This is a genomic window from Pseudomonas sp. RU47 (genome assembly GCF_004011755.1).
Classification (GTDB): Bacteria; Pseudomonadota; Gammaproteobacteria; order Pseudomonadales; family Pseudomonadaceae; genus Aquipseudomonas.
This window is the reverse complement of sequence record NZ_CP022411.1, coordinates 2811401-2825839: the sequence shown is the minus strand read 5'-3', so window position 1 is coordinate 2825839 and position 14439 is coordinate 2811401. Positions and strand designations below refer to the sequence as shown.

Here is a 14439-nt window from a genome sequence, read left to right as displayed (position 1 = left end):
GTACGCCAAACGCTTATTTCTAGTGTACCGGCGCTCCGAGCGACCGGTACCAGGTCCCAATCACAATAATAATGAGGACAGTCATGAGCCAGAACCGTGCAGCATCCTTCTTGCCGCTCGCCCTTTTCATCGCGGGTTGCCCTCTGACGTTGCCCGCCCTGGCCACCGAAGCCGGCGTCGACAACATCGGCACCGGCACCGACGGTTTCTTCATGCTGCCGCTGGAAGTCGACAGCCTTCCGCAGAACATGGTCGCGTTCAACCTCTACTACAACCATTACAAATCGACCAAGCTCAACATCAGCTCGCTGGGCGGCAAGGTGCCGAATGTCGAGATCGAATCCACTGCGGTGATTCCGCGCCTCGATTATTTAAGCCCGGTGCGCGTGTTCGGCGGACGTCTGGCCGGGTACATCGCCCAGCCGTGGTTGAAGCAGGAAGTCTCGGTGTTCGGCTTGAGCGACACCCGCGAAGGCATGGGCGATACCACCATCGCGCCGATCATTCTGTGGGACATGGGCAAAAACCTGACCCTCGGCGCCGCCGTGGAAATCACCGTGCCGACCGGCGAATACAGCGTCGATCGACTGGCCAACACCAGCAACAATTTCTACACCTACAAGCCGCTGTTCTCGTTCACCTGGCTGCCGACTGAACGCACCGAAGTCTCGATGAAGACCACCTACAGCTTCAACGAGAAGAACAAGGACACTGACTACAAGTCCGGGCAGATCTTCCACTTCGATTATTCGGCCAGCTACAAGATCACCGACGACCTGATGCTCGGCGTCAACGGCTACTTCCTCAAGCAGACCACCGACGACAAACAGTTCGGCCACACCGTGCAGTTTGCCGGGCAGGACGTCGATGATGGTGTGCGCGGCAAGGTGTTCGCGATAGGCCCGGCGCTGCACTTCACCTTTCTCAAGTACGCCAGTGCGGAGATTCGCTGGGCCAAGGAATTTGACGTGGAGAACCGGCCGGAGGGGGAAATGTTGTGGGCGAAGGTGAGTATTCCCTATGCGTTCTGAGTGTATTTGTAGGAAAGCGCACCTGAATTTGTAGCCTGAAAACCTGAAAAACGCATGGGTGGAATACGCCTACAGCGACGGTCGAGATTACCGGACAACAGGGGGAAACGTCTGGCAGATTTAAAGGGTGCGCTTGCAGATACTGGGCTCCGTTATCCCATAGTTGCTCAAGGGCTCATGGGGTGCATCGTCTGCCAGTGACGACAATGGACCATGCCCCCCTTAAACTGCCGAGATTGATCACGGAGATCACTATGAGCATATTACTTTCCCCGTTTTACTCTGACTTCGAATCCGAAGAAGAGGCTGAGAGCTACGATCGCTGGTTTCGTGCAGAGGTACAGGCTGCACTCGATGATCCTAGCCCTGGTATTCCCCATGATGAGGCTATGGCGATGCTCGACCAGATGCTGGAAGAGATGCGCAGGAAGCGCCGCTCTGCTGCTTGAATGGAGCAGCAAGTCCTCGCGTCAACTGGCTGACATCTTCAAATACATCGAGCAACACAACACCAACGCTTCAATTTCGCTAAGACACAAGGTTGGTGCGGCAGCACAACGGCTTTCATCAATACCTTACGGTTACCGACCTGGCCGAGTGCCTGGTACTCGTGAGATGGTGATTCATCCGAACTATCTTCTGGTCTATCGAGTGAATGGGCGCATCAGAATACTGAGGGTGCTTCACGCCCGGCAAAAATACCCTTCAACTTCGTCAACATAAAAAAAGGGCGACCCACCGGCCGCCCAAACGTACTACACGAGAGTCTTTTACAACGACAGTTGCCCACGTTCCTCCTCGGTCAACTGCTGTTTCGCCTGTTCATCCAGCGCCCCGGCACCCAACACCTGCACCGGGCTGTTCGGGTTGTAACCCGGGGCCGGTGCACGGCTGGCGCCATCGCGGGACGGCGCAAGTTGTTCATTGCCGAAGCTCAACACCTGCACGGTGAACACCGAAGCCTGATTCTGCCGCGAAGCCGCCTGCTGCTGACGCGCGACATCTTCCGCCGCTTGCGTGGCCGACGATGCCGCCGAACTGGCCGAGGTGATCGCCCCGGTATTCACCGCCGACACCACCGGTACACCGGTCGCCTTGCCCTGCACCGAAATGTTCGCGGCATTGACCACCGTCAGCGCGGCGATGTTGACGTTGCCCGACACGCGAATCCCCGCCTCGCCCGCATCGATGGTGCCCAGCGGCGCGATCAGGTCGATGTCGCCCGGTGCCACTTCGGCGATCGGGTTGAGCGTGGCGATACCGGCGCCGGTGCTCGGCACCGACGGCGACAGGGTGACGTTGCCCCAGGTGTCGTAGACGCGTTTCGGCGGGGTATAGACCACGGTGGTTTTCGAGCCACGACCGGCGTTGATATCGCCCTCGGCCGACCAGCCGAGAATCGAACCGCCGAACGTGGTCATGATCCGGCTCTGGCCGAGCAAAATGCTGCCCTGCGAATAGAGCTGAATATTGCCCGAACCCTGGGTGATGATCCCCGCTGTCGATGGCGGCGCCGCGCCTTCGATGCCAAACACCTGACCGCCGCCCGGCGTGAGCATCTGGATGTCGCCGCCAAACAGCGTCTTGACCCCGGCACCGCCGTACATCGTGATATCGCCGTCGTAACGGATCGAATTACCCGCCACATCGCTGGTCGGGAACAACGCAGCGATGGCGTTGCGACCGCGTAGATAACTGCCAGTGCGCGGGCCATCGACGTCGTTGTATTCGAGGCCGCCGGCACGCAGTTCGGCGAAGTACACCTGGCGGGCGAAGATCGCCTGTTCGGTACTCGGCAGTGCGGCGAAGAGGGCTTGCGCCTGTTCTTCGCTGCCGCTGAAGCCGTAGCCGAGGGTCAGCCAGCTCTGCAACTCGTCCAGGTAGGTCTTGACCACTTTGCCCGGTTGCCCGTTGAGGGAAGCGTTCGGATCGGCCAGGTTCTGCGCGTTAAGGTAACGCGCAATGAATCGCGTGTAGTCCGGCCCCTGCACTCCTGCGCCGGCCTGCAACACGATGCTTGCCCCCGATCGGCTGTCTCCCGCCGTGATCGGTCCGAGGCTGGTAATAGCGGCCTGATTCTCCATCAGGATGTTGCGCCCGGCATTGACATCCAAAAGGCCCGGGCCGGCGATATCGAAGCTGCTGTAGAGAATGTCGCGCCCGGCAGATACGCGCGAGACATCCCGCGGGTCGTTGTGAATGAACAGGTTGCCGGTCGAACTGACGTTTTGTCGGGTTCCGCCCAATTCCTCATTCGGCGCGATTATCGGCTGCCCCAGGAAAGTACCGGACGCGACGATATCGCGACCGGCCATCATCCACACCGGCCCCGCCGCTTCATACCAGGTACGAGCGGACGGGGAAAAACTCAGCGTTTCGCCGCTGCGTAAACCGACCAGATCACCAGTCAAGGCATAGAAACGCGCCGGGCCCTGTACATCGCTTAACCCCGAGAAGGTGTCGGCGCCAAAGGCAAACAGCGGATAACGCAGGTTTCCCTTCGGGATCACACCATCGGGGCTGTAGTTGCTGACCAACGGCACGTTCGCGCTGGCTCCGTATCCCGAGAAGGCAGGCGCAAAGGGGGTCGCAATGGCTGCCGGGCTCGCGCCGGACTGATTGATCGCATAACCGCCGGCGTAGATGGAGTCACCGGCCAGCAACGACAGTTGCCCGTTTGTCGAAGGCGCCAGCAATAACGAGTACCCCACCGCCGGAAACAGATTGCTTGATGCACCGAAAGCGGCCGACGGTCCCGCATAGATGGAACCCTGGCCTGCAACGGCCCGAAGAATCGAGGGGTATACAAAGCGACCATCAGTCGGCGAGCTGTTCATTCCACTTACGGTTTGAGACGACGTCGTGATGACTTCAGCCATCTGTGTGCTCGGTGTGAGATTGCCTCCGGCGGAAAACAGATCGATGGCCGTGTGCCCGGTCCACAACGAGAAGCCGCTCAGTCCACCACCCGCATGGACCTCGCCATTGTCAGTGGTGAACGGCGTGGAGTTCTGCAGCCTGACCCGACCCGGATCCGCCGCGCCCCCTATCACCAGGTCGCCGCGTGTGCTGATGCGCATCCCCGAATCACCCGGTATCAAGACCACGCCACCGCCGGCCGCTCCGGTGCTGGCACTGAACAAATCGTAGGCTCTGGTTTCCCGGGCGTCCTGCTGGAATTGCTCGACGCCATATTGCAGGTTGATCGCACCCGCAGCAGCGCCGGTCAGCTGTGCCGCACCCCGTAGATTGATCAGGGCGCCTTGAAGGTCGTGTCGCGGCGGTGTCGTGCCGTTCTGCCCCGACCTCGCCTGCAATGACGGATTGAGCATGCCGCCAAGACGAATGTCCATGTCGCCACCGCCGGTCAACTGCAGGCTACCGTCAGCGCCAACGCGGCCGGTGCTGCCCACTGCCACGATCAGTCCCTGACTGCGGGGGTTAAGCAACTGATCGCCTATGGCCCTGAGCATGCCTGCATCCGCGCCAGCGCGCAGGCTGATATTGCCGCCGCCCAACGTGCCGAAGCCGGTGAACCCGACCAGGTACGACCCGGTGTCGGTGCTCTGGTCCGGCAAGGGCTGCGTGGCGTAGCTGCCGAAGTTGATCCACCAGGCCGTAGGAAGATCCGCCTTTGCGTCGCCCTGACGCCAGAGCCAGTTGCCCACAGCAACGCTGGGGACCTGTTCACGCAGTGGCGCGTTCATTGCGTAGCTGCGCCGCCCGAGCGTGTCCCCCGACACCGAACCACCGGCACCGATCGTCAGGTTGCCGCCCATCTGCGGATACCACGCCTGATACAGGCTTTCTGAACCGCCATTGACCCATTTTTCGTAAGCGCTGCCGGCGCTGCCCAGTACCGATCCATCGTCAGACAGGCGGCCGCGGGCCTGGTTGAAACGTGAATCGACATCGCTGGACTGAGTGCCCGCCGTATAAACGCCGAACGGTGAGTCCATGCGCAGATTGCCCGCAGCCATCAAATCCAGATCGCCAGTACCGGTGCGCAGCACGCTGAACATCTGCGAGTGGGGATTGGCGGTTATCCCGCCCTTGTTGGCCAGGCAGTTCCCCGGATCGATGTCGCACCAGAACAGATCGTCGTCACTGACCGGGGTTCCGGCGGGTATGCCCATCATGTTGCCATCCGCCCACAGGAACTTGGCCGGTGGGAGACAGACCCCGGGAATCAGATCGCACCAGAAACTGTCCTCATCGCTGACGACGCTGCCCGCCGGATACCCCAACGGGTTATCCGCCGACCAGGTGCTGTCGAGCTTTTTCTCGGTGACGATAATCCCGAGGTGAGTGTCTGCCAGCCGTAAGTCACCGCCACTGGTGACGGGTTTCACCACACGACTGTCAGCGGCTTCCAGGTCGGCACCTGCAACTATCCGCATCGACCACGATGCGCTGCCCGACGGCAACATGCTCGCGATCGCCCAGTTCGCGCCCTGGCGTGTACCGTTCAATGAACGAAGTTCGATAAAGGGTGTGTCGGCAGCCAGCACCACATCGGTCATGGACGGAATCAGGGAGCCGCGCAGCAGCGCCAGCGACCCACTCAACTTCGCCCCCACCGCACGCTGTTGGTCATCCAGAACACTGGGCAGCGGCACGCCTTTTGGCCAGAGCATGGCCTGCATCCCGGTAGCCTGAGCGAGTCGGGTCCCGGCGCCCAGGCGGCTGCCGGCCGGCAATATCACACTGTCATTGAGCAGCGTTCCGGCGCCATACAGCAGGTTACCGGAGGCATCGTGTACGGCTGCGCTCAACACGGTGCCGGCCGGCAACGTGTAGGGGCCGGCGAGCACGCCCTCGGTGGGCAACAGCGTACCGCTGGCGAGGACGGCGGCCTGGATCGGCAAGTCATAGTTCAGCTTGACGCCCGCTGGGAACAACGTGCCCTCGGCCAGCGTCACGCCCGCCCCCGGCACAATCAGATCGCCGCCAAACGGCTGGACGCCCGGCAGCAGTTTCCATCCCGCATCGTCCACGGTTTCCGGCGGCGGCGCGAAGCCATCGTTGATGCTGCCGTAGATGTCCAGGTCACCCCCGGCTCGAATCACCAGGCTCCCCGCCTCGCCAGAACCGTAGAGCGAAGTTTTGCCGGTGTTCGGGTTGAGACTGGCGTAGCGATAGCCGGACAAGTCCAGATCGCCCTGCACCACCATATCGCCGTCGGCGGTTTTACTCGCAATCTCTACACCTGGTCGCAAATGGAAGGCATCGGCATACCCCGCATTGTTCAACCCTGCCAGTTTGCGCTGCAACAGATCAGCGTTGCCCAAGGCTGCGTTGATGAACAGGTCGTTGTCACCGTGGATGCGGTTCAGGTAAGCCTGGTCGATGATTTGATAAGGCCGACCGCTGGCCGCCGGATCTACCCCGTCGGCGGCATCGGTATAGCGGCGCACGGCATTGAGCCCGATGGACCGCGCACCCTGGATGATCAACGCGCCACGGGCATCGATGGCGATGTCATCGGCGCCCAGTCGCGGTGCGTTCAGTTCCAGTGTGCCGCGCAGGCGACCGTCATTCTGACCCGCCAGGGTGCCGACTGCCGCGTCCGTGCCATGGCGCAGGTCTATCCGTGCACCGGGAGCGAGGGTCAGCAGGCCGTCGCCGGAGCTGAGCTCGACCATGGCCCGGTTGGGCGCGTCGATAATCTTGCCGTAACTGTCGACCCGCAGTACCCGACCGTGAGCATCCAGTACCGCGCCGCCCGCCACATTCAGGCCATGGGCGGCCGACAGGCGAATATTGCCGACACGTTCGCCGCTGGCATCGACCAGGCCGTTCACCGTCAGGCTGCCGTTGTCCACCGATACCGAGACCTCGCCCGCCTTGAGGCCATCGCCGATCACCAGGTCGCCCTGTTTGAACTGGAAGCTGCGACTGCCGAAGACTTGCCCGGCGTTCAAGCGTTGGTTGAGCGCAGCAAACTGTTCATTCAGCGCTCCACCCAGGTGTTGCGCGCGTATGTCCACGCCAGCGGATTTGTAGGGTACCCACGTGCCGCCGGCATCGTAATGCCCTGTACTGCTGCCACGGATTTCGCCTTGCAGATCGACCTCGCCCGCGGTGTCTGACAGTGCCACGACACTCAGATTGCCGGCCTGATTGTTCTGCGCTGACAGATCGATGCGCGAGCCGGCCGCCTGACGAATATTGCCGTCGCGGCTGTACAACGCCACGTCGCCGCCCCAGCTGTACTGATTGATATCGTTGAATGGCAGGGTGCGGCCCGCCAAGTCTAGGGTAGCCCCGCTCGTCAGGGTCAGATCGCCCTCGGCCTTGACCTGCAATTTGCCGCTGGCCAGCGCAATCCGGCCGTCGAGCACCACATTACGCCCCTCCAGCGTCAGTTCGGCACCCAGTGCATCGGCGGGCGCCACCCCGGTCGGCCCGCTCAATACCAGACTGCCGCCGGCCTTGAGCGCATTCACCGAGCCGCCCTCCCCGGTCAGCAGAGGTGTGCGCAGGTTCAGGTTGCCGCCGCTGTAGAGATAACCCTTGATCGGGTCGTAAGCCCCCTGCGTTTCATAAACCGCGAGGCTGCCCTTGTGGTTGGCGGTAATGCGGTCACTGGCGTTGAGGTTGACGTTGGCAAAGCCCAGCGCAAGACGAGCGTTCTGATCCAGGCCGTTGGGTTGGGAATAAGGGCCGTAGCCAAAATCGATGCGCTGAGCCTCGATGTTCAGCGTGCCGTGCCCGGTGCCCGCACCGCCGCTGGCCACGGCCCCGGGCGCCTGAGTGGTGCCGTTCCAGATCAGGTTGGCCGTGCGGATGGTCGCCACGTCGCTCGTATCCCCCAGGCCGTAGATGGCCGGGGTCGTGATCATCAGATTCTGCAACCTGCTGCGCCCGGTCTGAGGATCCAGAGTGTCCAGCGCGACGCTGCCGTAGAAGTTGAACGCGTCGCGAGTGGTCAGGCTGAGCGTTTCCAGGGCTGGCGCAGCAAACTGGGTATCGCCGCGCAGCAACCGGTCCAGCACGCCCTGATTCAACGTCAGGCCGGCAGGCAGGCGACCGACCGCCGCCAGTGTTTCAGTGGTACCGATGTTGACCGCACCCACAGCCAATGCCAGGTGACGGGTGCCGAAACGCACCGCTTCGGCCAGTTCGAACTGATTGTTGGTGGCCGCCGTAATGCTGCCATTCGAATAAAGCATCGCCGGATTGGCGCATGCCTGGCGATCGCAGGTACCGATGCGGATGCTGCCAGACGCAGTGCTGACGTTGACCTCTGGCGCCAGCACATTCGTCCAGCCGTTGGACACCACCAGCAGACTCGCGGCGCCGGGCTGATAGACGAAACCGCTCGAGGAGTCGTACGGCACCTCGCCGCGTCCCAGAGAATTGACGCCGGCACCGGCCTCGACCGTGATGGCACCGTCCCCACTGTTGGTCCAGAGCAGCACTTCGGGTGCTGAAAGCAGCGCACCTTCACGCAAGGTGATGTTGTAGGTACTGCCCGTGAAACTGACGATGTTACCGGCCGTGCCGTAATTCACCGTCGGGGTCGCACCGATCGCCAGACGAGAAGCGCCCAGCCGGTTGAGCGTATCGGCATTCAGCGAGACGCCGGCAAAGCCTTTCGTGGCTGACTGCCCGGTGGCGAGAATCTCAAAGCTGTCGCCACTGCCGCCACGAATCACCGCCGTCCCGGCCACGCCTCCCTTGGCGGCTGCGAAGGCGATCCGGCCGTTGAAGTCCAGCGCGGTATCCTGCTTGCCCCCAGCAATGACGAACAGGTTGAGCGCTTTGGCGTCCATGGGCGCCAAAGCACGCGGAACACCCCGGCGCGCCGCATCGCTGACGATGAACTGCTCCAGAGTGGTTTCGTTGTATTGCGAGTAACGCCGCAACACATCCGCCGATGTCACGATGACCTGGCTGGCGAGGTTGTCCCGCACACCGGTATTGGCAATCGACATCCGCGCACTGCTTGTCCACGAGCCGTTGCGCATTGCAACCGCGCCGTTGGTGGCGCCCGGGGCGGCCTGGCCGTTCACTTCCACCCGGAACGCGCCCGGCAGCAACGTGAAGGTGGAAGGCAACAATGTATAAGTGCCTGCCGCCAACCCTGGCACGCCGCTGCCCAGGGTGATCTGCTGACCGATGCGCGGATCGACCGCTCCCGCTTCCCCCAGTATCGGTGCGTAGGCACTCTGATCGCCCGGGACAATGGCGTACACCGGGTTGCTGGCCAGCCCCGGCAGACTGAACGTTCCATCGCTGGCATTACGCACCAGTGGACTGAACCGCGCATCGGTGGAGCCACCGCGACCGGAGACAAACCCGGCACCGCGCAAATCTCCGCCGCCCGACAGGTCGATCAACGCGCCGGACTGCACATCCACGTACTGCGAGCGCAGGCTCACCCCGGCGCTGTCGCCACTGATGCCTTTCAATATGATCGGCGCGCCGTTGTAAAGGTATTCGATACCGTCGGTGGTGCCGCCATAAGGCATCACCAGACCGGCCGCACTGACCGACGTCGTACTCCCGGGCAGCAGGCGCAGTTCCTGGGTTTTGGTCAGCAGATCACCCAGACTGATGACGCCCAGAGGCGCACGCAGAACACCGCCCTGATCGATCCGGCTGGCGCTCATCGCCAGCGTGCCAAACACCGAGTACGGCAGCGCTGTCGGCGCCGGACCCTGGCCAGTGATGCGCAATGTCCGATGGGTATCGGCGAGAGAACTCTGACTCTGATAGCCGACCCGGACTTCGGCCGAGACCCCGCTCGCAGGGTAGATCTGCGCGGCGCGCAGATTCAGGTCCCCCGGTGTCCACAACTCTGACTTCACCTGGCCACTGGTGGGCGCAAGAAACCGCACGTCCCCGGTGCTGGTCAGCGATACCTGGTCAAAGCCGCGACGGCTGACTTCAACCGGGGCGTCGTTGTTCTGCAAGATCGACCCTTGCGCGCCGAACGACAGGCTGTTGGCAATATCCAGTACGTTGGCATTGACGTTGAACTGCGCCGGCGAAACTTGCGCAGTCGGACTGTTCAGGACCCGGGGACGAATGGTGCCCACCACACCGTAATAAGTCCCCACACCGGACAGCCGCACCGAAGGCGCTGATAGATTGACCCGCGTCGAGTCGCTGGAAGTCTGCGCCAGGGACAAGGCCCCAGCATAGAGATTCAGACTCTGATTCATGTGCAGGTCGACGTCGCCGTCAAATGACAAGAGGCCGTTGCTGAACACGCTCAGATTGTCGAATCCGCCCGACATCAACGTATCGGTGCTCAGGCGGGCATGCCCGTAACGAAGAGTGTTCGCGGCGTCACCGGGCTTGAGGTCCACGGGCAACACTGCATCGCCCGGTCCGTGACCAATGACGATTTCCCGAGCTCGCAGAACCTCGGCACCCGCCTTCTGCGTAGCGTACAGCGGGGTCTCCAGAGCTACCTCCAGCCGTCCGCCGGCAGCACCGCTGCCACCTGAAGCGGCGCGCAATTGACCATTGATCCACAGGCCGTTATACGAACTCAGGCTGATACGTCCGCCATCCGAGGCAACGCGGGTCGGACCCTGCCCGGAGATGTCCAGCACGGCCTGCGTCCCGGAGGCATCCAGACGTGCGCCTTCGCGCACAATCAGAAATGCATCGGCCGCCGTCGCCGTCGCACGCTTGGGATCGATTTCGCCGCCGATGATAATGCTGCCGCCCTTGTCGACCTGACCGTAGACCCGACCCGACGCATCGACCGCCGTGTGGGCACGCCCCGCGACGTCCAGCAGCGCCTGCTCACCGATCCAGATCGAGCGGTTGTGCGCCTTGCTGTCGGCTTGTTGCTGTGAAGTGGCAACGTCGATTGAACCGAACTGTTGCTGACGTATATCCAGGGTTCCGCCCCAGGCCTGCAGTTCGCCTTCCAGGGTGATCTGCCCGGTCCCGCGCAGATTGATCCGTTGTCCGGGATCGACCGTGATGCGCGATCCGCGTCCCAGCGTCAGGGTGCTGGCGGTGTCGAACCGGTCGAGTTCACTCGAGCCGGCTTGCAGCGCCAGACTCGCACCGGCGCGCTGACTGAGTACGCCCTTGAGCAGGTCTTCCTGATACAGCGTGGGTGTCCACCGCTCCATCGCCTGGCTCGGGTCGACCCCGCTGACCGGATTCAGCGTTGTGTCGGCAAAACGGTAGACCGGCATCGTCACATCGATTTGTGTGCCCGCCGTCACCTCCAGACCGTTCAGACCGGTAACCCGGTAGGCAGAGAAACCGTTGTCGAACAACTCGGGCGTCAGCTGCAAGGCATGTTCGGGCAGCGTGTCTGCGGACGCACCGATCCGCACCCGGTTGGCCTGAATAGCCAGCGTACCGCCGCCCGTCACGCCATGACCGAGAATGTCGCCGGCCATCGTCAGATGCGAATCGCCCAGCGCAGAAATCGCGCTGGACTCAAGACTCACGTCGCCACCCTTGCCGCCCCGGGTCTTGCCATTGGCCAGAATCGCACCACCGGACGACACATCGATCAAGCTGCCCGTCGCCACATCGATATCGCCACTGCTGCGGATCGAGACCCGGCCTCCGTTCAGGTATCCGAGACTTGCCACATCGTCCGGATCGGTACGCAGATTGCTCCAGAGACCACGGGTGTCGAGGCGTACATCCCTGGCGATTGTCACCTGCACCGGTTCACCCGCCGGTGCAGCAATCAGCATGTCGTCAAGGGTGCTGCTGCGCAGTTGGTTCAGCACGTTGCCCAGATTCAGACTGCCGCCGCGCGCCGTCAGGTCGGCCGCAACACGGACATCCGGTGCGTACAGCGTGATGTCACCCCCGGTGTCTACCTTGAGCGCGTCGTTGACTTCAATCCGCTCAAGCGCCGAAATCTTCAGTGCGCCGAGATCAAAGCCATTGAGCTGGCCGGCGTCGAGAAACAACTTGCCCTGACGGTCTTGCGCGACGGCGCCGTTCAGATCCCCGGTGAATTCCTCGTCCCGCCGTTCGCCGCCGATCAGAACCTGATCCAGCAGCGGATTGAGGGTGTAGCGCAATCCGCCGGACGCCGCCTGATAGCTCGGCAGATAACTGCCGACAATCAACTGCGCGCGCCGTGCCAGCGCAGTCTGGCTCTGCTCATAACCGTCGATGACCGCACGCGGCGTCTGAGTCTGTCGTTCACCCTGGAAAACCTCACCCAGCAGTTGCCCGTCCAGCACCGCGTTTCCAGTGCTGACCACCAGTTGCCCGGCATCGCGACCCACGGTGTAACCCGACTCTGTACGACTGGACGGTGCAATCAGCGGGTTGTAGAACGTGCGGGTCTGGCCCCACCGCTCACTGTGATCCTCGTAGCCCTTGTACAAACCGTTGTAGAGCTGATCCCCCGGCGCACGCGAGACTTCATAAAGACGACCGTCTGCACCGCGCAGCCAGCTCTGTCGAATCTCGCCGCTTTGCACATCGAGGGTGCCGCCAGACAGGTTGATCAATGATCCTTTACGCGTGACCACGTCGTTGCCGGCAAAACTCACTGTGCCGCCCTGCGCCATCCACTCGCCGATGCCATGCCCCTGGGTGCCCAGATAACCGCCGACTTCCAGCAGGCCACCCGCGGTGTACCAACGGTCCGTCGCATAGCCATTGGTGCCGGCCGGCACGTAGACCAGTTCACGCACATCGACCCAGACATCATTGCTATTGAGCGCGCCGTTCTCGCGATTGACCGACGCATCGCGCTGCTCGTTACCCTGCACGTTGATCTTGATGTTGTTCGATTCCATCGCCACCTTGACGCCGACAGCGCCGGCAACGTCGATCACCGCGCCTTCGCCAACCAGGCTGCGACGCTGCGCGGTGACAGCGACCTGCCCCCCGGTGGCCAGGGTGATCGAACCGTTCTGGAATTCGACACTGCCGCCGCTCTGGAGATCGATACGCGACTGATCGCCGCGAATCCTGTTATTGAGGTTGACCCCGCTCAGGGCCGCCTGATGCTGACTGTCCAGCGCCGTCAGGTCGCTGCTGTCGAGCATGACCGCCGTGACACTGCCGGGCGCCAGGGTGACGCTGCCGCTCGTGTCACTCGCCGGATTGAGCAGGTGAATGGTCCCGCGAGTGGCGACCGAGGTGCTGCTCAGCAACACGCCGCCCTGCTCCACTTCATGCCCGGTCAGGGTGATGTCACCCGTGGCAGCCTGAATCAACCCGCTGTTGCTGACCCGGCCGCCACTCTCGCCAGCCTTGAAGCCGGGCGTGACTTCGTTGCCAAAGGTTGTCGAAAACGTGTTGCCTTCTGTGCCTGAGCCTTTGCGGATGTAAAAACGATCACCGGCACCCAGCACGGTCTGGCCTTTGGCGGTGTTGAGGGTGCCGTCATTGACAACGTCTTTGCCGAGCAACAGCGTATAGCCACCGGCGTCGGTCGAGACGGCGGGCTTGTGGGTTTCAATCAGCGCACCGCGCTCCACCAGCACCTTGCCGGCGGCATCGGTGAACGTCGGCTGGCTGCCGTTGCTGTCGAAATACAGACCACGATCCCGGAACTGGATGTCGGTGATATTGGCAGCGGCGGCCACCAGGTTGCGCACGTTGACCTGGCTGCTGCCGCTGAACACGATGCCGTTGCGGTTGATCAGCATCACCGTGCCGTCGCCCTTGATCTGGCCCTGGATCTGACTGGCGCGTGTGTTCGGATCGTTGACACGGTTGAGCACGGCCCAATTCGACTGCTGAGCAAATTCGACTGTGGTATTTCGCCCGACGTTGAAGGTCTCCCAGTTGAGAATGGCCTTGTCGGCCGTCTGCTCGATCTTCACGTTGGTCTTGCCATCGGCTTGCGTCTGCTGCGGGCCTTTGGCGTTCAGCCAACCCTGAGTCAGGCTGTTGTCGACCTTGAGGCCGCCCTCGCCCAGCCCGTCCGGAACGGTCTGCAGACTGCCCAGGGCCACCGCGCGCCCGGCAGCCTGAGCCGCCTGCTGTGCGGCAATGGCCGCCACGGTGTTGTTGAGGGTCTGCAACGAGCGTTGCAGTTGCTGGTTGGCTTTTTGCTGCTGCGCCAAGGGTGGCGTCATCCCCGGCAAACCAGCCGCACCGGGCCGGGCGGCCGCGGCTTGTTGCGCAGCGCCCTTGGCCGCGAACCAGCCAGAGCTGAACGCGGTCGCCGCCTCGGCACTGCCGGCTACCAGACACAATGCCACCGCGTGCGCCAGGGGCTTGAGCAACCACAGCGCCGGATCGGCAACGTCACGCCTGAAAGTCTGGCCGGGGATATTGCGACGGAATGGGCGAGCGAGCATCACTACGAGATCCTTTTTGATTGCCACACGAAGCTGCAGGCCAGCAAAAACCTGCTGTTACGACATAGGCTGTTGGCGAGGGCCACGACCGAACGGATGTCACACAAACTTCATGATTGAGGTGTAAATCGGCCAAAAAAAAT

At 62.4% G+C, this 14439-nt stretch carries 4 protein-coding genes; 3 read left to right on the top strand and 1 reads right to left on the bottom strand.

Annotated elements, in window-relative coordinates; translation table 11 throughout:
• Positions 1-83: 83 nt before the first annotated feature.
• The 3 genes from CCX46_RS12860 to CCX46_RS12850 all read left to right on the top strand — a co-directional run bounded on the left by CCX46_RS12860 (position 84) and on the right by CCX46_RS12850 (position 1754).
• Complete coding sequence (locus CCX46_RS12860) at positions 84-1031, top strand: SphA family protein (RefSeq protein WP_127926992.1); 948 nt, start codon at positions 84-86, stop codon at positions 1029-1031.
• 254 nt (positions 1032-1285) lie between these two features.
• Positions 1286-1480 (top strand): type II toxin-antitoxin system RelB family antitoxin, encoded by a 195-nt coding sequence (gene relB / locus CCX46_RS12855; RefSeq protein ID WP_095123340.1) that lies wholly within the window; start codon positions 1286-1288, stop codon positions 1478-1480.
• Positions 1413-1754 carry a type II toxin-antitoxin system RelE/ParE family toxin gene (locus CCX46_RS12850; RefSeq protein ID WP_127930382.1) on the top strand — a complete coding sequence of 114 codons (342 nt, stop codon included), beginning with the start codon at positions 1413-1415 and terminating at the stop codon, positions 1752-1754. The genes relB and CCX46_RS12850 overlap by 68 nt, the downstream gene beginning before the upstream one ends.
• 47 nt (positions 1755-1801) lie before the next feature.
• Here CCX46_RS12850 and CCX46_RS12845 read toward each other — a convergent pair whose 3' ends face one another.
• Positions 1802-14296 (bottom strand): filamentous haemagglutinin family protein, encoded by a 12495-nt coding sequence (locus CCX46_RS12845; RefSeq protein WP_127926990.1) that lies wholly within the window; start codon positions 14294-14296, stop codon positions 1802-1804.
• Between the last annotated feature and the right edge of the window lie 143 nt (positions 14297-14439).

Coding starts and splice junctions, on each gene's coding strand:
- CCX46_RS12860 (WP_127926992.1), top strand. CDS start 84: ATGAGCCAGAACCGTGCAGCATCCTTCTTGCCGCTCGCCCTTTTCATC.
- relB (WP_095123340.1), top strand. CDS start 1,286: ATGAGCATATTACTTTCCCCGTTTTACTCTGACTTCGAATCCGAAGAA.
- CCX46_RS12850 (WP_127930382.1), top strand. CDS start 1,413: ATGAGGCTATGGCGATGCTCGACCAGATGCTGGAAGAGATGCGCAGGA.
- CCX46_RS12845 (WP_127926990.1), bottom strand. CDS start 14,296: ATGCTCGCTCGCCCATTCCGTCGCAATATCCCCGGCCAGACTTTCAGG.